A 22680-nucleotide genomic window follows, 5' to 3' on the forward strand; every position below is an offset into this window, starting at 1 on the left:
GTGTCTTAGACAAACCTCCTGATACGTAAGCCAAAGGTAAATTGCCGGTAAAGGCGCTTTGCTAAACGCCCCCCAGTGCTTATCGTTCAGCCTCCCGTAGAAAAAGCCCACGCGCCCAATGGTTGATCATTCAATGCAATCCTCTGCTTCCCGTAGTCCTCGTCGCTGGCTGTTCGGCCTGCTTGTGCTGTTGGTCATCGCCGTCCTGTGCTGGAAATTCTGGCCCGGCGGTGATGTGCCAAAACAAGGCGCGGGGCAAAAAGCCGTGACCGGGCAGACCGGTCGGTCCGGGGGGATGCGTCCGGGTTTCGGTGGCGCGGCCGGCCCGGTGCCGGTGCGGGTGGCGCCGGCGGTGAAGGGCGACTTCCCGCTGTACTACAAGGCGTTGGGCACCGTGACGGCGCAGAACACCATCAATGTGCGCAGCCGGGTCGGCGGCGAACTGATCAAGATTGCGTTCGAAGAGGGGCAGATGGTCAAGGCGGGCGATCTGCTGGCGGAAATCGACCCGCGTCCCTACCAGAACGCCTTGCTGCAGGCCGAAGGCACCTTGCTGCAGAACCAGGCGCAACTGAAGAACGCCCAGGTCGATGTCGAACGCTACCGCGGCTTGTATCGCGAGGACAGTATCGCCAAGCAGACCCTGGACACCGCCGAAGCGCTGGTGGGCCAGTACCAGGGCACGGTCAAGACCAACCAGGCGGCGGTCAACGACGCCAGGCTCAATCTCGAATTCACCCGGATCCGCGCACCGATCACCGGCCGTGTGGGCCTGCGTCAGCTGGACGTCGGCAACCTCGTCGCCGCCAATGACACCACGGCGCTGGCCATCATCACCCAGACCCAACCCATCAGCGTTGCCTTCACCTTGCCGGAAAACAGCCTGGACGTCGTGCTGGCCCGCTATCGCACCGGCGCCAAACTGCCTGCCGAAGCCTGGGACCGTGGCGACACCAAACTGCAAGCCACCGGCGTATTGCAGAGCCTGGACAACCAGATCGACGTCACCACCGGCACCTTGAAATTCAAGGCGCGCTACGAGAACCGTGACCAGGCGTTGTTCCCCAATCAGTTCGTCAACGTCCACCTGCTGGCCGACACGCTCAAGGACGTCGTGCTGGTGCCCTCGGCGGCGATCCAGTTCGGCACCAACGGCACCTTCGTGTATGCGATGGAAGGCGACAAGAAGGTCACGATCCGTCAGTTGAAAGTGGGCGCCAGCGATGGCGACAACACCGTTATCACCGAAGGCCTGGCCGCCGGGGATCGCGTTGTCCTGGAAGGCACCGACCGCCTGAAGGAAGGCAGTGAAGTGGAAGTGGTCAACGACAGCAAGGATGTGCCGACCACCCCCACCGAACACCTGCAAGGCAAGTCGGCCGCCACCGCGCCTGACGCGACCGGCACCGACAAGGCGAAAAAGGGCGGCGCATGAACATCTCGCGGCTGTTCATCCTTCGCCCGGTCGCCACGACCCTGAGCATGCTGGCCATTATTCTGGCGGGGGTGATCGCTTATCGTTTGCTGCCGGTGTCGGCCTTGCCCCAGGTCGATTACCCGACCATTCGCGTCATGACGCTGTACCCCGGCGCCAGCCCGGATGTCATGACCAGCGCGGTGACCGCGCCACTGGAGCGTCAGTTCGGGCAGATGCCCGGCCTGACCCAGATGGCCTCGACCAGTTCCGGCGGCGCGTCGGTGCTGACCCTGCGGTTCAGTCTCGACATCAATATGGACGTCGCCGAGCAGCAAGTGCAGGCGGCGATCAATGCCGCGACCAATTTGCTGCCCACGGACCTCCCGGCGCCGCCGGTGTACAACAAGGTCAACCCGGCGGATACCCCGGTGTTGACCCTGGCCATCACCTCCAAGACCATGCTGTTGCCCAAGCTCAACGACCTGGTCGACACCCGCATGGCGCAGAAGATCGCCCAGATCAGCGGCGTCGGCATGGTCAGCATTGCCGGTGGCCAGCGTCAGGCGGTGCGGATCAAGGTCAACCCCGAGGCCCTCGCGGCCAACGGCCTGAACCTGTCCGACGTGCGGACCCTGATCGGCGCCTCCAACGTCAATCAGCCCAAGGGCAACTTCGACGGCCCGACCCGGGTGTCGATGCTCGATGCCAACGACCAGCTGACCTCGCCCAAGGATTACGCCAACCTGATCCTGGCCTACGCCAACGGTGCGCCATTGCGGCTCAAGGACGTGGCAGAGATCGTCGACGGTGCCGAGAACGAGCGCCTGGCGGCCTGGGCCAACGAAAACCAGGCGGTCTTGCTGAACATTCAGCGCCAGCCCGGCGCCAATGTCATCGAGGTGGTCGATCGGATCAAGGCCTTGCTGCCGAGCATCACCGACAACCTGCCGGCCGGCCTCGATGTGGTGGTGCTCACCGACCGCACCCAGACCATCCGCGCCTCCGTCACCGACGTGCAGCACGAATTGCTGATCGCCATCGCCCTGGTGGTGATGGTGACCTTCCTGTTCCTGCGCCGCGCCAGCGCCACGATCATTCCGTCGGTGGCCGTGCCGCTGTCGTTGATCGGTACCTTTGGCGTGATGTACCTCGCCGGTTTCTCGGTCAACAACCTGACCCTGATGGCCCTGACCATCGCCACCGGTTTCGTGGTGGACGATGCGATCGTGATGCTGGAGAACATCTCCCGCTACATCGAAGAGGGCGACAGCCCGTTGAACGCGGCGCTCAAGGGCGCCAAGCAGATCGGATTCACCCTGGTGTCCCTGACCCTGTCGCTGATCGCGGTACTGATTCCGCTGTTGTTCATGGCGGACGTGGTGGGGCGCCTTTTCCGCGAATTTGCGATCACCCTGGCGGTGGCCATCCTCATTTCGCTGGTGGTGTCCCTGACCTTGACGCCGATGATGTGCGCACGGCTGCTCAAGCGTGAACCCAAGGAGGAAGAGCAGGGCCGTTTCTACCGGGCCAGTGGCGCAACAATTGATTGGATGATCGCGGCTTACGGGCGCAAGTTAAAGTGGGTTCTCAAGCACCAACCGCTGACGTTGCTGGTGGCCATCGGCACTTTAGCACTGACGGTGTTCCTGTACATGGTGGTGCCCAAGGGTTTCTTCCCGGTGCAGGACACCGGGGTGATCCAGGGCATTTCCGAGGCGCCGCAGTCGATTTCCTTTGCGGCCATGAGCGAGCGGCAACAGGAACTGGCCAAGGTGATCCTTGCCGACCCGGCAGTGGAGAGCCTGTCGTCCTACATCGGCGTCGACGGCGATAACTCGACGCTCAACAGCGGCCGGTTGCTGATCAACCTCAAGTCCCACAACAACCGTGACCTGAGCGCCACCGAAGTGATTGCGCGCCTGCAACCCGAGCTGGACAAGCTGACCGGTATTCGCCTGTTCATGCAGCCGGTGCAGGATTTGACCATCGAAGACCGGGTCAGCCGCACCCAGTACCAATTCAGCATGTCATCGCCGGACTCGGAGTTGCTGAGCCTGTGGAGTGGCCGCCTGGTGGACGCCCTGGCCCAAAGGCCGGAGCTGACCGACGTCGCCAGCGACTTGCAGGACAAAGGCTTGCAGGTGTACCTGGTGATCGATCGCGACGCGGCGTCGCGGGTCGGGGTATCGGTGTCGAACATCACCGACGCGCTGTACGACGCCTTTGGCCAGCGGCAGATTTCCACCATCTACACCCAGGCCAGCCAGTACCGGGTGGTCCTGCAATCACAGGCCGGCGAGAAGATCGGCCCGGACGCGCTCAACCAGATTCACGTCAAGACCACCGATGGCGGGCAAGTGCGCCTGTCCAGCCTCGCGCGCCTTGAAGAGCGCCAGGCGCAGTTGGCGATCACCCACATCGGCCAGTTCCCGGCGGTGATGATGTCGTTCAACCTGGCACCCGGTGTGGCGCTGGGGCATGCGGTAGAGATCATCGAGCAGGTGCAACAGGACATCGGCATGCCGATCGGCGTGCAGACCCAGTTCCAGGGTGCGGCGGAGGCTTTCCAGGCCTCGCTGTCGAGCACTTTGCTGCTGATCCTGGCGGCGGTGGTGACCATGTACATCGTGCTCGGCGTGCTGTACGAGAGCTATATCCACCCGATCACCATCCTCTCGACCTTGCCCTCGGCGGCAGTCGGCGCCTTGCTGGCGCTGCTGTTGAGCGGCAACGACCTGGGGATGATCGCGATCATCGGCATCATCCTGCTGATCGGTATCGTGAAGAAGAACGCGATCATGATGATCGACTTCGCCCTCGACGCTGAACGCAATCAGGGCCTGGACCCGGAAACGGCGATCTATCAGGCGGCGCTGCTGCGCTTCCGGCCGATCCTGATGACCACCCTGGCCGCGTTGTTCGGTGCGGTGCCGTTGATGCTGGCCACCGGTTCCGGCGCTGAACTGCGCCAACCGTTGGGTCTGGTGATGGTCGGGGGTTTGCTGGTGAGTCAGGTACTGACGCTGTTCACCACCCCGGTGATTTACCTGTACTTCGACCGCCTGGGTCGTCGCTGGGGGCGCAAGTCCGGTTCCGTGGAAGTGGTTGAGCAGCCATGAACCTCTCCGGACCTTTCATCAAGCGCCCGGTCGCGACCATGTTGCTGAGCCTGGCAATCATGCTGCTGGGCGGCGTGAGCTTCGGCCTGTTGCCCGTGTCGCCGCTGCCGCAAATGGACTTCCCGGTGATCGTGGTCCAGGCCAGCCTGCCCGGCGCGAGCCCGGAGGTGATGGCCTCGACCGTGGCCACGCCGCTGGAGCGCTCCTTCGGGGCGATTGCCGGGGTGAACACCATGAGCAGCCGTTCCAGCCAGGGCTCGACCCGGGTGATCCTGCAATTTGATCTCGACCGCGACATCAACGGCGCGTCGCGGGAAGTGCAGGCGGCGATCAACGCCTCGCGCAACCTGCTGCCGAGCGGGATGCGCAGCATGCCGACCTACAAGAAGGTCAACCCGTCCCAGGCGCCGATCATGGTGCTGTCACTGACCTCCGACGTGCTGGAGAAAGGCCAGCTCTACGACCTGGCCTCGACCATCCTGTCCCAGAGCCTGTCCCAGGTGCAGGGCGTCGGCGAAGTGCAGATCGGCGGCAGCTCCTTGCCGGCGGTGCGCATTGAACTCGAGCCCCAGGCGCTGAACCAGTACGGCGTGGCCCTGGACGATGTGCGCAACACCATTGCCAACGCCAACGTACGCCGGCCCAAAGGCTCGGTCGAAGACGGTCAGCGGCTATGGCAGGTGCAGGCCAACGATCAACTGGAGAAAGCCAAGGATTACGAGTCGCTGATCATCCACTACGCGGATGGCGCGGCCCTGCGCCTGAAGGATGTGGCCAAGGTCAGCGACGGCGTCGAGGACCGCTACAACAGCGGTTTCTTCAACGACGACGCGGCGGTGTTGCTGGTGATCAACCGCCAGGCCGGCGCCAACATCATCGAGACGGTCAACGAGATCAAGGCCCAGTTGCCGGCGTTGCAGGCAGTGCTGCCGGCCAGCGTCAAGCTGAACCTGGCGATGGACCGTTCCCCGGTGATCAAGGCGACCCTGCATGAAGCGGAAATGACCTTGCTGATTGCTGTGGCATTGGTGATCCTGGTGGTGTTCCTGTTTCTGGGTAACTTCCGTGCGTCGTTGATCCCGACCCTGGCCGTACCGGTGTCGCTGGTCGGTACGTTCGCGGTGATGTACCTCTACGGCTTCTCCCTGAACAACCTGTCGCTGATGGCGCTGATCCTGGCCACCGGGCTGGTGGTGGACGATGCCATCGTGGTGCTGGAGAACATATCCCGGCACATCGACGAAGGCGTGCCGCCGATGAAGGCAGCCTACCTTGGGGCCCAGGAAGTCGGTTTCACCTTGCTGTCGATGAACGTGTCGCTGGTGGCGGTGTTCCTGTCGATCCTGTTCATGGGCGGGATCGTTCAAAGCCTGTTCCGCGAGTTTTCCATCACCCTGGCGGCGTCCATCGTGGTGTCGCTGCTGGTCTCGCTGACGCTGACGCCGATGCTCTGCGCCCGCTGGCTCAAGCCGCACACGCCGGGCCAGGAAAACCGCCTGCAGCGCTGGAGCCAGCGGGCCAACGCCTGGATGGTCGGCAAATACGCCACCAGCCTCGACTGGGTGCTGCGTCACCGGCTGCTGACGCTGCTCAGTCTGCTGGTGACAGTTGGCGTTAACATTGCGTTGTATGTCGTTGTTCCAAAAACATTTATGCCTCAGCAAGATACCGGCCAGCTGATCGGCTTCGTGCGCGGTGACGACGGTCTGTCGTTCACGGTGATGCAGCCGAAAATGGAAATCTTCCGGCGCGAAGTGCTCAAGGATCCGGCGGTGGAAAGCGTTGCCGGCTTCATCGGCGGCAACAACGGCACCAACAACGCCTTCATGCTGGTGCGCCTGAAACCGATCAAGGAACGTAACCTGTCCGCGCAGAAAGTCATTGAACGCCTGCGCAAGGAAATGCCCAAGGTCCCCGGCGCGCAACTGATGCTGATGGCCGACCAGGACCTGCAGTTCGGCGGGGGCCGTGAACAGACCACGTCGCAATATTCATACATCCTGCAGAGCGGCGACCTGGGAGAGTTGCGCGAGTGGTACCCCAAAGTCGTGACCGCGCTCAAGGCGTTGCCTGAGCTGACGGCGATTGACGCCCGTGAGGGCCGTGGCGCCCAGCAAGTCACGCTGATCGTCGATCGCGACCAGGCCAAACGCCTGGGCGTCGACATGGACATGGTCACTTCGGTGCTCAACAACGCCTACAGCCAGCGGCAGATTTCAACGATCTACGACAGCCTCAACCAGTATCAGGTGGTGATGGAGGTCAATCCGAAGTATGCCCAGGATCCGATCACCCTCAATCAGGTCCAGGTGATCACCGCCGACGGCGCGCGGATTGCGCTGTCGACCATCGCTCATTATGAAAACAGCCTGGAAGACGATCGGGTCAGCCACGAGGGCCAGTTCGCCTCCGAGAGCATTTCCTTCGACATGGCCGAAGGCGTAACGGTGGAGCAGGGCACGGCCGCCATCGAGCGGGCGATTGCCAAGGTCGGCTTGCCTGAAGCCGTGATCGCGAAAATGTCTGGCACCGCCGATGCGTTTGCCGCCACCCAGAAGAGCCAACCGTGGATGATTCTCGGGGCACTGGTGGCGGTGTACCTGGTGTTGGGCGTGCTGTATGAAAGCTATATCCATCCGCTGACCATTCTCTCGACCTTACCGTCGGCGGGGGTGGGCGCGCTGCTGTCCATCTACGCGCTGGGCGGCGAGTTCAGCCTGATCTCGTTGCTCGGCCTGTTTTTGCTGATTGGCGTGGTGAAGAAAAACGCCATTCTGATGATCGACCTGGCCTTGCAGCTCGAGCGGCATCAGGGCCTGGAGCCGCTGGAATCGATCCGCAGTGCCTGCCTGCAACGGTTGCGGCCGATCCTGATGACCACGCTGGCCGCCATCCTGGGCGCGTTGCCGTTGCTGCTGAGCCGCGCCGAAGGGGCGGAAATGCGTCAGCCCCTGGGCCTGACCATCATCGGCGGGTTGATCTTCAGCCAGGTGCTGACCCTATACACCACCCCGGTGGTTTACCTCTATCTCGACAAACTGCGCCATCGCTTCAATCACTGGCGTGGGGTGCGTACCGATGCTGCTCTGGAAACTCCGCTATGACTGACCGTTCGCTGTTCAACCTGGCTGCACCCGTGGTCACGGCCCGAGGTTCGCGTGTACTCGGCCTGTCGCTGTGGGTGGCGCTGCTCAGTGCCTGCGCCATCGGCCCGGATTACCAGCGCCCGCCAGCCGCCGCGCCGGTGCAATACAAGGAAGCGGCCGGCTGGCGCCAGGCCAATCCGAGTGATTCCCTGGCCCGCGGCGCCTGGTGGGAGTTGTATGGCGATCGGCAGCTCAATGGCTTGATCGAGCAACTCAACAGCGCCAACCAGACCGTCGCCCAGTCCGAAGCCCAATACCGTCAGGCCCAGGCTTTGGTTCGCACTGCCCGTGGGGCGTTTTTCCCCACCGTGGACCTGACTGTCGGCAAAGACCGTTCCAGCCAGGGCACCGGCAGCAGCAGCTCGAGCCTGACCAGTACCTCCAGTGGTATCCGTGACACTTACACCGCCCAGGCCGGGGTCAGTTGGGAGGCTGACGTCTGGGGCAAACTGCGCCGCGGCCTTGAAGCCGACACGGCCAACGCCGAGGCGAGTTTTGCCGATCTGGCGGCGATGCGCCTGAGCCAGCAGTCGGAACTGGTGCAGAACTACCTGCAATTGCGGGTGATCGATGAGCAAAAACGCCTGCTTGAAGCGACAGTCGACGCCTACCGCCGCTCGCTGACCATGACTCAGAATCAGTACCGTGCCGGGGTGTCCGGCAAGGACGCGGTGGCTCAGGCCACCACTCAACTCAAGACGACCGAGGCGGAATTGGTCGATCTGATCTGGCAGCGTGCCCAGTTCGAGAACGCCATTGCCGTACTGGTCGGGCTGCCGCCGGCCGAGTTCGACCTGGCAGAAAGCCAAGACATCCCGGCGTTGCCGCAGGTGCCGCTGGCCCTGCCTTCGCAATTGCTGGAACGTCGCCCGGACATTGCCTCCGCCGAGCGTTCGGTGATGGCGGCCAACGCCAACATCGGCGTGGCCAAGGCCGCTTATTACCCGGACCTGACGTTGAGCCTGAACGGCGGTTACAGCAGCAGTACCTCCAACAACTGGTTCAGCGTGCCTAACCGCTTCTGGTCGGTCGGGCCGCAACTGGCGATGACCTTGTTCGACGGCGGCCAGCGCTCGGCGGAAGTCGACCGCAGCGAGGCCGCCTACGACGAGACCGTGGCCAAATACCGCCAAACCGTGCTCGACGGTTTCCGCGAGGTGGAAAACTACCTGGTTCAACTCAAGGTCCTGGAAAACGAAGCGGGCGTTCGCCAGGAAGCACTGGACGCGGCGCGTGAATCGCTGCGCCTGACCCAGAATCAGTACAAGGCCGGGGTGATTGCTTATCTCGACGTGGTGGTGGTGCAAGCAACGGCATTAAGTAATGAACGTAACGTGCTGAATTTGTTACAGAGTCGGTTGATTGCCAGCGTACAACTGATCGCGGCTCTGGGTGGCGGATGGGATGGCGCACTGCAGGTGAGCGACAACCTGTAGGAGCTGGCTTGCCAGCGAAGGCGTCCGTTCAGGCAATGAATGTTTCGACTGACCCACCGCTTTCGCTGGCAAGCCAGCTCCTACAGTGACCTGTTTTATCCCCAAACACGGTATCGGCCATGACCCTGTTTCCACTTCAAACAAGCGTTTCATCGTCTTGATGGCCTTTTGCTAATTTTCTCAGTGCGTTCTTTTGCGCAATCAGTACAATCGCCGGATTTGCCCCCTCGAGAACGGAAGCAGTACGACGGGGCGGTCGCGAGAAGGCCCATGCTCGGTAGCTATTCCCCCACACTGGTTATCATCTCGCTTTGTGTAGCGATTCTCGCTTCCTATACCGCGCTCGACCTCACCGAACGCATCGCCACGGCCAAGGGGCGCGCCGTGCATTTATGGACCGCGGGCGGCGCCTTTGCCATGGGCATAGGGGTGTGGTCCATGCACTTCATCGGCATGCTCGCGTTCAAACTGCCGATCGACCTCGGTTACGACGTCACCCTGACCTTGCTGTCACTGCTGATCGGGATCCTGTCCTGCGGCTTTGCGTTGTGGCTGGTCAGTCAGGCGCAGTTGCCCGCCTGGCAACTGGCGTTCGGTGCGTTGGTCATGGGCGCCGGCATCAGTGCCATGCATTACACCGGCATGGCCGCCATGCGCATGCAGCCGGGTATCGATTACGACCCGACACTGTTTGGCGCCTCGCTGCTCATTGCGGTCGGCGCGTCGGGCGCCGCGTTGTGGATCGCTTTCCGCCTGCGCCAGCACAGTCCCTATGTGATCCTGATCCGTGGCGGTGCGGCGGTCATCATGGGGATCGCCATCGTCGGCATGCATTACACCGCCATGGCCGCGGCGCGCTTCGCCGACGGCAGTTTCTGCGGTGCAGCCATCGACGGCTTGAACGGCAAGGGCCTGGACAACCTGGTGCTGATCACCACCCTGGCGATATTGACCATTACCTTGCTGACGTCGGTGCTCGATGCACGCATGGAGGCGCGCACCGCCAGCCTGGCCCACTCGCTGACCGAAGCCAACCGCCAACTGACCCAATTGGCCCTGCATGACACCCTGACCGGCCTGCCGAATCGGGTGTTGCTGGCTGACCGCATCGATCAGGCAATGTCGAAGGTGCAGGAGCAGGGCGGCTGTTTTGCATTGATGTTCATCGATCTGGACGGGTTCAAACCGGTCAATGACGCCTTCGGTCATCACATGGGCGATCAGTTGCTGCGAGCGGTCGGCCTGCGGTTGCGCGAGGAATTGCGCAGTCAGGACACCCTGGCGCGGATCGGTGGCGATGAGTTCGTGCTGCTGGTGCAACTGGGCGAGGAGAATGACGTCTTGAGCCTGGCGGCCCGCCAGGTTGGATTGATTGCGCGCCCATTCCAGGTGGCCGAACATGACCTGCAGATCTCCGCCAGTGTCGGCATCGTGGTTTATCCGGGCAACGGCTACACCGCTGAAGAGTTGCTGATGAACGCCGACGCGGCGATGTATCACGCCAAGGGCACCGGAAAAAACGGCTACAGTTTTTTCGATGTATCGATGAACAGCAACGCCCGCAAACAGCTGCAACTGCTGCAAGACTTGCGCAATGCCCTGGAGCAGCAGCAGTTCAGTCTCCATTATCAACCCAAGTTCGACGCCGCCAATGGCCATCCGGTCGGCGCCGAAGCGCTGCTGCGCTGGGAACACCCGACCCAGGGCATGCTGCTGCCGGACAAGTTCATCGACCTGGCGGAGAAAACCGGGCTGATCATTCCGATTGGCAGCTGGGTGCTCAATGAAGCTTGCCGGCAGATGCGCGAGTGGTATCTGCTCGGTTACACCGATTGGCGCATCGCGGTGAATCTGTCGGCCTTGCAGTTCTGCCACGTCGGGCTGGTGCAGAGCGTCGCCAAAGCCCTGGCCACGCACCATTTGCCGGCCAACAGCCTGACCCTGGAAATCACCGAGACCACCGCCATGAACGACGCCGATGTGAGCATGGCGGTGCTTCAGGCGTTGTCGGAAATGGGCGTCGACCTGTCCATCGATGACTTTGGCACCGGTTATTCGAGCTTGATGTACCTCAAGCGCCTGCCGGCCAATGAGCTGAAGATCGACCGGGGGTTTGTCCGCGATCTGGAACACGACAGCGACGACGCCGCCATCGTTTCAGCCATCGTCGCCCTTGGCCAGGCATTGGGGCTGCGGATCGTTGCCGAAGGCGTTGAAACCGGGGTGCAACAGGACTTCCTGACGAAACTCGGCTGCGACTCGCTGCAAGGCTATCTGCTGGGTCAACCGCTGCCGGCGGCGCGCTTCATGGCGCAGATTCTTCGTGCAGAGCAATTGGCAGTCGGTTAAGCAGGCGCTGCGGTGCATCTGTCAGACCGCGTTATCGTTCTTCGCCCCGTAGGAGCGAGGCTTGCCCGCGAAGCAGGCGCTGCGGTGCATCTGTCAGACCGCGTTATCGTTCTTCGCCGGTAAGCCTGGCTCCTACAGGTCATGCAAAAATCAAGAATGACGGTTATTCTTTGCTCCGACTGCTTACGCTTGAAACGGGGGAACGCCAGCATGGATAAAGTCATCGTCATCACCGGCGGCAGCCGCGGCATCGGCGCCGCTACCGCCTTATTGGCCGCCGAACAGGGCTATCGGATCTGCATCAACTATCAATCCGACGAAGACGCGGCCCAGACGGTGCTCGAGCAAGTCCGCGCCCTCGGTGCCCAAGCCATTGCGATACGCGCCGACGTCAGCATCGAAGACGAAGTGATCGCCCTGTTTCAGCGGGTGGACAGCGAACTGGGCAGGGTCACGGCCCTGGTCAATAACGCAGGCACCGTCGGGCACAAGTCCCGGGTCGAGGAAATGTCGGAATTCCGCATCCTCAAGACCCTCAAGACCAACGTCCTGGCGCCGATCCTCTGCGCCAAGCATGCGCTCCTGCGCATGTCGCCCAAACATGGCGGGCAAGGCGGCAGCATCGTCAACGTGTCCTCGGTCGCCTCGCGCCTGGGATCCCCCAATGAATACGTGGACTACGCGGCGTCTAAAGGTGCGCTCGACAGTTTCACCATCGGGCTGTCCAAGGAAGTGGCGGGCGAAGGTATTCGTGTCAACGCCGTGCGACCGGGATTCATCTATACCGACTTTCATGCATTGAGCGGCGATCCGGACCGGGTCAGCAAGCTGGAATCGGCGATCCCCATGGCACGGGGCGGGCGTCCGGACGAAGTGGCGGAGGCGATTGTGTGGCTGTTGTCGGATAAGGCGTCGTATGCGACGGGGACTTTTGTCGATCTGGGTGGTGGCCGGTAACAGCTGAAGATCAGAAGATCGCAGCCTTCGGGAGTACGCAAACCCTGTACGAGCTGGCTTGCCAGCGAAAGCGTCAGGTCAGGCTCCTTCATATCGACCTTGCGGACGTCTTCGCTGGCAAGCCAGCTCCTACAGGGGTTTTGCGTACTCCTGTGGGAGCGAGACCGGCTTGTCGGCGATGGCGATGATTCAAACGACATCAAACGCTCAGAATGACCTGATAATCCTGCCCAACGTCTCCATCGCCTTCTCCGCAGCCTCATCCCACGGGCTGCCATAATTCAACCGGATACAATTCCTGAACCGCTGCGCCGGTGAAAAAATCGGTCCCGGCGCAATGCTGATCCCCTGGGCCAAGGCCATCTGAAACAATTTCAACGAATCCATCTGTGCCGGCAATTCCAGCCACAGAAAGTACCCGCCTGCCGGCTGACTGACCCGTGTCTGCGCCGGAAAATAGCGGGCGATGGCGGCCAGCATCGCACTCTGCTGCTCTTCCAGCGCGTAACGCAGTTTGCGCAAATGCCGGTCGTAACCGCCGTGTTGCAGGTAATCGGCAATGGCCGCCTGGGCCGGCATCGAGGCGCAGAGCGAGGTCATGAGTTTCAGCCGCTCGATCTTCTGCGCATAACGCCCGGCGGCGACCCAGCCAATGCGGTAGCCGGGGGCCAGGCTCTTGGCGAAGGAACCGCAGTGCATCACCAGCCCCTCGGTGTCGAAGGCTTTGGCCGGTTTCGGCGCCTGTTGCCCGTAATAGAGCTCGGCGTAGACGTCGTCTTCGATCAGCGGCACTTGATGACTGCGCAGCAACTCCACCAGTTCGCGCTTTTTGGCTTCGGGCATGGTCGCGCCCATGGGGTTCTGGAAACTGGTCATGCACCAGCAGGCCTTGATCGGGTGGCGCTCCAGGGTTTGCGCGAGCACGCCAAGGTCGATGCCGTCGCGCGGGTGCACGGGAATTTCCACGGCTTTGAGCTTAAGGCGTTCCAGCACTTGCAGGCAGGCGTAGAACGCCGGCGCCTCGATGGCCACCAGGTCGCCCGGCTCGGTGACGGCTTGCAGGCACAGGTTCAGGGCTTCCAGCGCGCCGTTGGTGATCAGCAATTCTTCCATGGGCAGCATCAACCCGCCGACCATGTAGCGCAGGGCGATTTGTCGCCGCAGTTGCGGGTTGCCCGGCGACATGTCGGTGACCACCATGCGCGGGTCCATGTCCCGGGCGGCACTGGCCAGGGAGCGCGACAGCCGTTGCAACGGGAACAGGGCAGGGCTGGGGAAGGCCGAACCGAAGGGCACGGTGTTGGGGTCCTTGATCGAGTCGAGGACCGAGAACACCAGTTCGCTGACGTCGACTTCGGTGGATTCGTTGACCTGGCTACTGATCGCCGGCTCGGAAAACGGGCTCGGTGCATGGGCGTTGACGAAGTAGCCGGAACGCGGCCGGGCGCGGATCAGCCCGCGGCGTTCGAGCAGGTAATAGGCCTGGAACACCGTGGACGGGCTGACGCCGTAGGTCTGGCTGGCGTAGCGCACCGAAGGCACACGCTGGCCGGGGCCGAGGACGCCGGAGCGGATCAGTTCAGCGATGTCGTCGGCGAATTTTTCGTAGCGTTTCATCGGGTGCCTGGATGGGTGTCATTCTGAAAAATCGGGGTGAATTGTTCGCGGGCAAGCCTCGCTCCTACAGCGAATGGCAGCACCGCAGTCTAAGGGATCATCTGTTCATCGGCGCAACAAACCGGCTCTTGGCCACGCTATAAATATCGGGCTCATCACGGTCGACAATCTTGAAGCTGATGGTCTGCGAGCTGCTGCTCGGCCGTTGCGCCGTCATCGCCACCGACACCGGCACATCGACGATCTCGCCCGGCGCCAGGCTCAGTTCCGTCTTGCCCTGGAGCTGGAAGCCGTCGCCATCGACCAGGGTCAGACGGTAGTCCTGCCGCTCCTGGGTCTTGTTGATCACCTTCAGGCTATAGATGTTTTCAATCTGGCCCTGACTGTTCTCGCGAAACAGCCCCCGGTCCTTGCTCACGTCCAGCGAGACCATCGGCCGTTCCACCAGCGCGAGGGCGAGGGTGCCGATCATCAGCAGCAATACCGCGGTGTAACCGATCAGCCGTGGCCGCAGCAACCGGGTCTTGCCACCCTGCAACTCATGCTCCGAGGTATAGCTGATCAGCCCACGGGCATAGCCCATCTTGTCCATGATCGAATCGCAGGCGTCGATGCACGCGGCGCAGCCGATGCACTCCATCTGCAAACCGTCGCGGATGTCGATGCCGGTGGGGCAGACCTGCACGCAGAGCTGGCAGTCGATGCAATCGCCGAGGCCGACTGCAGCCGGTGCCACCTCGCGTTTGCGCGGGCCACGGTGTTCGCCGCGGGCGACGTCGTAGGAAATGGTCAGGGTGTCTTTGTCGAACATCACGCTCTGGAACCGTGCATACGGGCACATGTGCATGCACACCGCTTCACGCAGCCAGCCGGCGTTGATGTACGTGGCGCCGGTGAAAAACACTACCCAGAACAGGCTCACGCCGCCCATCTGCAGGGTCAGCAACTCTTCGGCCAGCGGCCGGATAGGCGTGAAGTAGCCGACAAAGGTCAGGCCGGTCAGCAGGCTGATGGCCAGCCACAAGCTGTGTTTGGCCGAGCGCCGAATCAGCTTGTTCAGGCCCCAGGGCGCGGCTTGCAGCTTGATCCGCTGGTTGCGTTCGCCCTCGGTGATTTTCTCGCACCACATGAAGATCCAGGTCCAGGCGCTCTGGGGGCAGGTGTAGCCGCACCAGACTCGCCCGGCGAACACGGTGATCGCAAACAGACCGAACGCGGCGATGATCAGCAATGCCGAGAGCAGGATGAAATCCTGCGGCCAGAAGGTCGCGCCGAAGATGTGGAATTTGCTTTCGGAAAGATCCCAGAGCACCGCCTGGCGACCGCCCCAGTTCAACCACAGGGTGCCGAAAAACAGCACGAACAAAAAACCGGCTCCACTCATGCGCACGGTGCGAAACAGGCCGGTGAAACTGCGGGTATGGATCAGGTTGTCGCTGGACTTGGCCTTTATCTTTGGACGCGAAGGCTCGTAGCTTTGTACTGGCGGGACGCTTTCCAGGGTTCGGGCGGGAATTCTATCGCTCATGGTCTGTCGCTCATCAGCCTCCATCAGGCGTGAGCACTATGCGCGGCGATCTGTTTGCATAACAGACTCAGCTATTGCAATAAAAAGCGGATCAGATGGGCTGGAACCCGTTGCCTGCGACAAGTTGAAGCACCTGGCGCAGCGCAATCCCGACGCCTGTATCAGGCGCCGGGAGGCATTATTGACACGGGTCGTTCAAATTACCGAATCACTGTCGGTGGCCTTCAAATGCCGGCGACCGTCCACGGCACCTGCTACGGTCAATGCATCGGCTTCTGCTTCGGTGATGTAGATGCGTTGACCATCGATGTCCACTGCCGACATGGCCTTCTCAGCGTCAGTCAGGATGGTGACGTCGGGACACAGACGAATTTCTTCGCCGTTTTCGGTGATAAAGAAGCAGGTCTGGTGTTCGATGCGTACCGTCATGAGAGGTGTCCTTTTTTCGGCGGGTTCTAAGCTGTTAGGACGTTTTTGGCGGACATCGTTCTGTGCAACCGATTAATGGTCGCTGCGGTCCACCCTCTATCGAGCCATTCATTTACAAGGACTGCGCCATGAACGCCTGGTGGCATGAAGTTTGGGTGACCCTGCAAGCGGAGTTCGCCGACATCGGCGATGCATCCCAGCTGACACGCATCACGGTGCGCCTGCTGATGGCCGCCGTATTGGGCGGTATTCTCGGTTTTGAACGCGAACAGAAGGGCAAGGCCGCCGGGGTGCGCACCCACATGCTGGTGGCGCTGGGGGCGGCGCTGTTTGTATTGGTACCGCAGATGTCCGGCTCCCAGGCCGACGCCATGAGCCGGGTAGTCCAGGGCGTTATTGCCGGGATCGGCTTTCTCGGCGCCGGGACCATCCTGAAAAACCAGGAGGGCGATGAAGGCCACGTCAAAGGCCTGACCACCGCCGCCGGCTTGTGGATGACCGCGGCCATCGGCGTTTCAGCCGGGTTGGGGCGCGAGGCGACGGCGGTGCTCAGTACGTTGCTGGCATTGCTGATTCTGGGTGTTATGCCGAAGATCGTGAAGATCTTCGAGAAGGACAACAATCATCTGTAGCTGCCGAAGGCTTCGATCTTTTGATCTTGATCTGATCGTTCCCACGCTCTGCGTAGAAATGCCTCAAGGGACGCTCTGCGTTCCAGCTGGAAAGGGACGCGGAGCGTCCCTGGCTGCGTTACCACGCAGAGCGTGGGAACGATCATCTTCATCGGTCTGGGAAAATTGTGTTTAGGGTTTGACGATCACCGGCGGCATCGTCTCCGGCGGATCTTCCCGCGGCGGCGGGGTGGTGCCCGGCGGCTCTTGTTCAGGCACCGGTTGCGGTTCCGTTGGCGGTATGGTCGGACTGTCAATGTTCGGATCGGGGGTTTTAGCCGGGACGGGGATAACCATCTTTGGAGCCTCCTTGTGGCACATGGCGTAGGACGTGCTTAAGTAGGTTGACCCTTGCACAAAGGAATTGATTCCCGCGAAGACTCAAGCAAATCCCCGTGAACTTTACCCGCGCCCGTCGCTCGGAACCTAAGTGAGTTCATTCCGGGGTCGACGGCCCTGCGCGAATGGCGACCAAGCACAAGAGCGTCCATGGGGCGTAAAGGAGAGATGCTCGATGACTGCTGAAAAACCGAAAGAGCTCAACTACAACCCGCATATGCCGCTGTCGCAGGCTTTACTGCTGCCGCGCATCGCGATCGAAGACACCATGCCGACCCTCGATGGCGGGCAGTTTGCCGTCAAAGCCGTGGCGGGGCAGGACGTGGTGGTGACCAGCAAGGTGTTTGCCGATGGCCATGATCAACTGGCCGTACGGGTGAGCTGGCGTGCCGATGGCGACGAAACCTGGCAAAGCGAGGTCATGGCCAGCCTGGGCAACAATGGCTGGCAGGGCCAGTTCCATGTGGTGGAGCAGGGCCGTTACGTGTTTTGTATCGAAGCCTGGATCGATCAGTTCGCCAGCTTCCGCTATGAGCTGGAGAAAAAACATCTGGCGGGCGTGCCCGTCAGTCTGGAGTTGCAGGAAGGCCGCAACCAGGTCCAGCAAGCGGCGGAGCGAGCGGAAGGCCAACTGAGCGAGGACCTGGCCGCGCTGCACCATGAATTGTCCGGGCTGCTCGAAATCGAGCAGGTCGCGCTGTTCATGCACCAGCGTAGCGCCGAGTTGATGGCCCAGGCCGATCACCGCGCCTATTTGAGCATCAGCCCCGAGTACCCGCTGGACGTCGAACGAGAACTGGCGCAGTTCGCCAGTTGGTATGAATTGTTTCCACGCTCGATCACGGACGACCCGGCCCGCCACGGCACTTTCAACGATGTGCACTCGCGGCTGCCGATGATTCAGGACATGGGCTTCGATGTGCTGTATTTCCCGCCGATCCACCCGATCGGCCGCAGTTACCGCAAAGGCCCCAACAACTCCCTGACCGCGGGGCCGAACGATCCGGGCAGCCCTTATGCAATCGGTAGCGAAGAGGGCGGGCATGAGGCGATTCACTCGGAACTGGGTACCCGGGAAGACTTCCGCCGGCTGGTGGCGGCAGCGGCCGAGCATGGGCTGGAAATCGCCCTCGATTTCGCCATCCAGTGTTCCCAGGACCATCCGTGGCTCAAACAGCACCCGGGCTGGTTCAACTGGCGGCCGGACGGCACGATCAAATATGCCGAAAACCCGCCGAAGAAATACCAGGACATCGTCAACGTCGACTTCTACGCCACCGATGCGATTCCCAGCCTCTGGGTGGAATTGCGCGACATCGTGGTCGGGTGGGTCGAGGAGGGCGTGAAGATTTTTCGCGTCGACAACCCCCACACCAAGCCGCTGCCGTTCTGGCAATGGCTGATCGCCGATGTGCGGGCGTTGCACCCGGAAGTGATCTTCCTGGCCGAAGCCTTCACCACCCCGGCGATGATGGCGCGACTGGGCAAGGTCGGTTACACCCAGAGCTACACCTACTTCACCTGGCGCAACACCAAGACCGAACTGGCGACCTATTTCACCGAACTGAACGAGTCGCCGTGGCGCGAGTGCTACCGGCCGAACTTCTTCGTCAACACGCCGGACATCAACCCGGCGTTCCTGCATGAAAGCGGGCGTGCCGGTTTTCTGATTCGCGCGGCGCTGGCGACCATGGGCTCCGGCCTGTGGGGCATGTATTCAGGGTTCGAACTCTGTGAAGCGGCACCCGTGCCGGGCAAGGAGGAATACCTCAATTCCGAGAAGTATGAAATCCGCCCACGGGACTTCACCGCACCGGGCAATATCATTGCCGAGATCGCCCAGCTCAACCGGATCCGCCGACAGAACCCGGCCCTGCAGACGCACCTGGGGCTCAAGGTCTACAACGCCTGGAACGACAACATCCTGTATTTCGGCAAACGCAGTGCCGATGGCAGCAATTTCATTCTGGTGGCGGTGAGCCTGGATCCGCACAACGTCCAGGAAGCGAATTTCGAATTACCGCTGTGGGAGATGGGGTTGCCCGACGATGCCAGCAGCCAGGGTGAAGACCTGATGAGCGGCCATCGCTGGACCTGGCACGGCAAGTACCAGTTCATGCGAATCGATCCGGCGCATCTGCCGTTCGGGATCTGGCGCTTCACTGTTTAGCACATGATCGATCGTTCCCACGCTCCGCGTGGGAACGCGGCCCGGGACGCTCCGCGTCCCATCCAGAGCCGAACGCGGAGCGTCCGTGTCGGCATTCCCATGCAGAGCGTGGGAACGATCTGGCCCGGGGCGTCCTCTGGTTTTCAACAGGAGTTTCAAATGGCGAAGAAACCCAAGGCAGCCACCTTTATCAAGGATCCGCTCTGGTACAAGGATGCAGTGATCTACCAGGTACACGTCAAATCGTTTTTCGACTCCAACAATGACGGGATCGGCGACTTTCCCGGGCTTATCGCCAAACTCGATTACATTGCCGACCTCGGCGTCAATACCATCTGGCTGTTGCCCTTCTACCCCTCGCCACGGCGCGACGATGGCTACGACATTGCCGAATATCGGGGCGTGCATTCCGACTACGGCACCATGGCCGATGCCAAGCGTTTCATTTCCGAGGCGCACAAACGTGGCCTGCGGGTCATTACCGAGCTGGTCATCAACCACACTTCCGATCAGCACGCCTGGTTTCAGCGCGCACGCAAGGCAAAGAAAGGTTCCGCGGCGCGGGATTTCTACGTCTGGTCCGATGACGATCACAAATACGACGGCACCCGCATCATCTTTCTCGACACCGAGAAGTCCAACTGGACCTGGGATCCGGTGGCCGGCCAGTACTTCTGGCACCGCTTCTACTCTCACCAGCCGGATCTGAACTTTGACAACCCGCAAGTCATGAAAGCCGTGCTGTCAGTGATGCGGTACTGGCTGGACATGGGTATCGATGGTTTGCGTCTGGACGCGATTCCGTACCTGATCGAACGTGACGGCACCAACAACGAAAACCTGCCCGAGACCCACGACGTCCTCAAGCAGATCCGTGCCGAAATCGACGCCAATTACCCGGACCGCATGCTGCTGGCCGAGGCCAACCAATGGCCGGAAGATACCCAGCTGTATTTCGGTGACACCGACGCCAAAGGCCTCAATGGCGATGAGTGCCACATGGCGTTCCACTTCCCGTTGATGCCGCGCATGTACATGGCGCTGGCCCAGGAAGACAGGTTCCCGATCACCGACATCCTGCGCCAGACCCCGGAAATTCCCGCCAATTGTCAGTGGGCGATTTTCCTGCGCAACCATGATGAGCTGACGCTGGAAATGGTCACCGACAAGGAGCGCGACTACCTGTGGAACTACTACGCGGCCGACCGTCGGGCGCGGATCAACCTGGGCATCCGCCGCCGCCTGGCGCCGTTGATGGAGCGCGACCGCCGCCGCGTGGAGCTGCTCAACAGCCTGCTGCTGTCGATGCCCGGCACACCGACCCTGTATTACGGCGATGAAATCGGCATGGGTGACAACATCTACCTCGGCGACCGCGACGGTGTGCGCACGCCGATGCAGTGGTCGATCGACCGTAACGGCGGTTTCTCCCGCGCCGACCCGGCCAGCCTGGTGCTGCCGCCGATCATGGACCCGCAATACGGCTATCTGTCGGTCAACGTCGAAACCCAGGCCGGCGACCCGCACTCGCTGTTGAACTGGACGCGGCGCATGCTCGCCGTGCGCAAGCAGTCCAAGGCCTTCGGGCGCGGCACCCTGAAAATGCTTTCGCCGAGCAACCGCCGGATCCTGGCGTACACCCGTGAATACAGCGGGCCGGATGGCAAGTACGAAATCATCCTGTGTGTCGCCAACGTCTCGCGCAGTGCGCAAGCGGCGGAGCTGGACCTGTCCGCCTATGCCGGCATGGTGCCGGTGGAGATGCTTGGCGGTAACGCCTTCCCGCCGATCGGCCAGTTGAATTTCCTGCTGACCTTGGCGCCTTACGGTTTTTACTGGTTTGGACTTGCAGCGGAGAATCAAATGCCCAGCTGGCACGTAGAACCGGCGCAAAGCCTTCCAGATTTCACCACCCTGGTGCTGAAGAAACGCCTGGAAGAACTGCTCGAAGCGCCGTCACGCGGCACGCTGGAGCAGGGCATCTTACCAAGCTGGTTGCAAAACCGCCGCTGGTTCGCGGGCAAGGACGCGGCCATCGACAAGGTCCACCTGGCCTATGGCGTGCGCTTCGGCGATGCGCAGCATCCGGTACTGCTCAGTGAAATCGAAGTCACCAGCGGCGGCCAGACCAGCCGTTACCAATTGCCGTTCGGTTTTATTGCCGATGATCAGGTCGGCCCCGCATTGCCGCAGCAGCTGGCGCTGTCTCGAGTGCGACGCGGGCCTCAGGTCGGCTTGATCACGGATGCGTTCGCCCTGGAAAACTTCATCCGCGCGGTATTGCAGGGCATGCAGAACAACACCCTGTTGCCTTCGGACGGTGGCGAGATCCGTTTTGAAGCCACCGACGAGCTGGCCAGGCTTGGCCTCCCGGCGGAGCCGGAAGTGCGTTACCTGTCCGCCGAGCAGTCCAACAGTTCGGTGGTGGTGGGCAGCAGCATGGTGCTCAAGCTGATCCGTAAAGTGGCGTCGGGTGTGCACCCGGAACTGGAAATGAGCGCGTACCTGACCGAGGCCGGCTTCGCCAATATTTCGCCGCTGCTGGGCTCGGTGATTCGCCGCGATGGGGCGGGCGAGGACAATCTGTTGATGATTGCCCAGGGTTATCTGAGCAATCAGGGGGATGCCTGGGAATGGACGCAGAACAACCTGGAACGGGCGTTGCGCGATGAACTGGCCGATGCCATGTCCGAACAGGAGCAGCATTACAACGCCCTCGGCGAGCTGAGAGACTTCGCCGGCATGCTCGGCCAGCGCCTGGGGGAAATGCACCAGGTGCTGGCGGCACCGACCGACAACCCGGACTTCGCGCCGCAAGTCACCACGCAGAAGGAGGCACTGGCTTCGGCCAAGGACGTGGCGGCACAGCTGGAAAACGCCCTGAAGTTGCTCAAGCAGCACCAACACGAACTGAACCCGGCGGACAAAACCCTGGTCACTCGTTTGCTGGACAACAAAAAAGCCATTCTCGGCCACGTCCAGGAATTGGGCAAAAAGGCGGCCGGCGGCCTGCGGATCCGCGTCCACGGTGACTTGCACCTCGGGCAGGTGCTGGTGATCAAGGGCGACGCTTACCTGATCGACTTCGAAGGCGAACCGGCGCGGCCGTTGCACGAACGACGTGGCAAACACAGTCCTTACAAAGATGTGAGTGGAGTGTTGCGTTCCTTCGACTACGCCGCGGCGATGACGATCAACGTGCACAACGTCGACAACACGGACGTGGCACAGGCCGCTCGCCAGCGGGTCGCCGAACGCTATTTAAATGAAGCGCAACAAGCATTTATCGACGCTTATCGGCTGGCTGCAGCTAGTCTTGCTCATGCGTGGCAAGATCCGGAAGGCGAGGACGCCGCGCTGGCGTTGTTCGGCCTGGAGAAGGCAGCTTATGAGGTGGCGTATGAAGCTGAAAATCGCCCCACATGGTTGCCTGTGCCACTGCACGGTTTGTATGGGCTATTGAGTGGGCTTAAACCCTTTTCCGATTTTGATGGAGAGTAGT

At 61.6% G+C, this 22680-nt stretch carries 13 protein-coding genes; 9 read left to right on the forward strand and 4 right to left on the reverse strand.

The window, feature by feature from the left end; all coding sequences use genetic code 11:
• The first annotated feature begins 118 nt into the window (after positions 1-118).
• The 6 genes from F8N96_RS32080 (at position 119) to F8N96_RS32110 (ending at position 12424) form a co-directional block, all read left to right on the forward strand.
• On the forward strand, positions 119-1435 hold the full coding sequence (locus F8N96_RS32080) for an MdtA/MuxA family multidrug efflux RND transporter periplasmic adaptor subunit (protein WP_150801184.1): 1317 nt from the start codon (positions 119-121) through the stop codon (positions 1433-1435).
• Complete coding sequence (locus F8N96_RS32085) at positions 1432-4536, forward strand: MdtB/MuxB family multidrug efflux RND transporter permease subunit (RefSeq protein WP_150801185.1); 3105 nt, start codon at positions 1432-1434, stop codon at positions 4534-4536. The genes F8N96_RS32080 and F8N96_RS32085 overlap by 4 nt, the downstream gene beginning before the upstream one ends.
• Entirely contained in the window at positions 4533-7640 is a 3108-nt protein-coding gene (locus tag F8N96_RS32090; RefSeq protein WP_150801186.1) for an efflux RND transporter permease subunit, read from the forward strand. Before F8N96_RS32085 ends, F8N96_RS32090 begins: the two co-directional genes overlap by 4 nt.
• Positions 7637-9118, forward strand: a complete 1482-nt coding sequence (locus tag F8N96_RS32095; RefSeq protein WP_150801187.1) for an efflux transporter outer membrane subunit — start codon at positions 7637-7639, stop codon at positions 9116-9118. Before F8N96_RS32090 ends, F8N96_RS32095 begins: the two co-directional genes overlap by 4 nt.
• Before the next feature lie 270 nt (positions 9119-9388).
• On the forward strand, positions 9389-11467 hold the full coding sequence (locus F8N96_RS32100) for a putative bifunctional diguanylate cyclase/phosphodiesterase (RefSeq protein ID WP_150801188.1): 2079 nt from the start codon (positions 9389-9391) through the stop codon (positions 11465-11467).
• A gap of 210 nt (positions 11468-11677) precedes the next feature.
• A complete protein-coding gene (locus F8N96_RS32110) occupies positions 11678-12424 on the forward strand; it encodes an SDR family oxidoreductase (RefSeq protein WP_150801189.1) in 747 nt (248 codons plus the stop codon).
• 207 nt (positions 12425-12631) lie between these two features.
• On the opposite strand, the gene mapR is transcribed toward F8N96_RS32110, so the two are convergent.
• The 3 genes from mapR to F8N96_RS32125 form a co-directional block, all read right to left on the reverse strand.
• Positions 12632-14041 carry a GntR family transcriptional regulator MpaR gene (gene mapR, locus F8N96_RS32115; protein ID WP_150766378.1) on the reverse strand — a complete coding sequence of 470 codons (1410 nt, stop codon included), beginning with the start codon at positions 14039-14041 and terminating at the stop codon, positions 12632-12634.
• A 97-nt stretch (positions 14042-14138) separates the two neighbouring features.
• Positions 14139-15569, reverse strand: a complete 1431-nt coding sequence (ccoG, locus tag F8N96_RS32120) for a cytochrome c oxidase accessory protein CcoG (RefSeq protein WP_150801190.1) — start codon at positions 15567-15569, stop codon at positions 14139-14141.
• Between the two features lie 195 nt (positions 15570-15764).
• Positions 15765-15998, reverse strand: coding sequence for a DUF3203 family protein (locus F8N96_RS32125; RefSeq protein WP_150766376.1), 234 nt, complete (start codon positions 15996-15998; stop codon positions 15765-15767).
• 128 nt (positions 15999-16126) lie between these two features.
• Here F8N96_RS32125 and F8N96_RS32130 point away from each other — a divergent pair, with 128 nt between their 5' ends.
• Positions 16127-16630, forward strand: a complete 504-nt coding sequence (locus tag F8N96_RS32130; protein ID WP_150801191.1) for an MgtC/SapB family protein — start codon at positions 16127-16129, stop codon at positions 16628-16630.
• Positions 16631-16801: 171 nt separating this feature from the next.
• Here F8N96_RS32130 and F8N96_RS35175 read toward each other — a convergent pair whose 3' ends face one another.
• A complete protein-coding gene (locus F8N96_RS35175; RefSeq protein WP_191630821.1) occupies positions 16802-16966 on the reverse strand; it encodes a hypothetical protein in 165 nt (54 codons plus the stop codon).
• Between the two features lie 217 nt (positions 16967-17183).
• Here F8N96_RS35175 and F8N96_RS32135 point away from each other — a divergent pair, with 217 nt between their 5' ends.
• Entirely contained in the window at positions 17184-19178 is a 1995-nt protein-coding gene (locus F8N96_RS32135) for an alpha-1,4-glucan--maltose-1-phosphate maltosyltransferase (RefSeq protein ID WP_150801192.1), read from the forward strand.
• 159 nt (positions 19179-19337) lie between these two features.
• Positions 19338-22679 carry a maltose alpha-D-glucosyltransferase gene (treS, locus tag F8N96_RS32140; RefSeq protein ID WP_150801193.1) on the forward strand — a complete coding sequence of 1114 codons (3342 nt, stop codon included), beginning with the start codon at positions 19338-19340 and terminating at the stop codon, positions 22677-22679.
• The last annotated feature ends 1 nt before the right edge of the window (position 22680 follow it).

It is taken from the genome of Pseudomonas fluorescens (assembly GCF_902497855.1).
GTDB classification, from domain to species: Bacteria; Pseudomonadota; Gammaproteobacteria; order Pseudomonadales; family Pseudomonadaceae; genus Aquipseudomonas; species Aquipseudomonas fluorescens_BI.

Bases quoted from the DNA above. Each gene is read 5' to 3' on its own strand.
- F8N96_RS32080 (WP_150801184.1), top strand. From the start codon at position 119: ATGGTTGATCATTCAATGCAATCCTCTGCTTCCCGTAGTCCTCGTCGC.
- F8N96_RS32085 (WP_150801185.1), top strand. From the start codon at position 1,432: ATGAACATCTCGCGGCTGTTCATCCTTCGCCCGGTCGCCACGACCCTG.
- F8N96_RS32090 (WP_150801186.1), top strand. From the start codon at position 4,533: ATGAACCTCTCCGGACCTTTCATCAAGCGCCCGGTCGCGACCATGTTG.
- F8N96_RS32095 (WP_150801187.1), top strand. From the start codon at position 7,637: ATGACTGACCGTTCGCTGTTCAACCTGGCTGCACCCGTGGTCACGGCC.
- F8N96_RS32100 (WP_150801188.1), top strand. From the start codon at position 9,389: ATGCTCGGTAGCTATTCCCCCACACTGGTTATCATCTCGCTTTGTGTA.
- F8N96_RS32110 (WP_150801189.1), top strand. From the start codon at position 11,678: ATGGATAAAGTCATCGTCATCACCGGCGGCAGCCGCGGCATCGGCGCC.
- mapR (WP_150766378.1), bottom strand. From the start codon at position 14,041: ATGAAACGCTACGAAAAATTCGCCGACGACATCGCTGAACTGATCCGC.
- ccoG (WP_150801190.1), bottom strand. From the start codon at position 15,569: ATGAGCGATAGAATTCCCGCCCGAACCCTGGAAAGCGTCCCGCCAGTA.
- F8N96_RS32125 (WP_150766376.1), bottom strand. From the start codon at position 15,998: ATGACGGTACGCATCGAACACCAGACCTGCTTCTTTATCACCGAAAAC.
- F8N96_RS32130 (WP_150801191.1), top strand. From the start codon at position 16,127: ATGAACGCCTGGTGGCATGAAGTTTGGGTGACCCTGCAAGCGGAGTTC.
- F8N96_RS35175 (WP_191630821.1), bottom strand. From the start codon at position 16,966: ATGGTTATCCCCGTCCCGGCTAAAACCCCCGATCCGAACATTGACAGT.
- F8N96_RS32135 (WP_150801192.1), top strand. From the start codon at position 17,184: ATGACTGCTGAAAAACCGAAAGAGCTCAACTACAACCCGCATATGCCG.
- treS (WP_150801193.1), top strand. From the start codon at position 19,338: ATGGCGAAGAAACCCAAGGCAGCCACCTTTATCAAGGATCCGCTCTGG.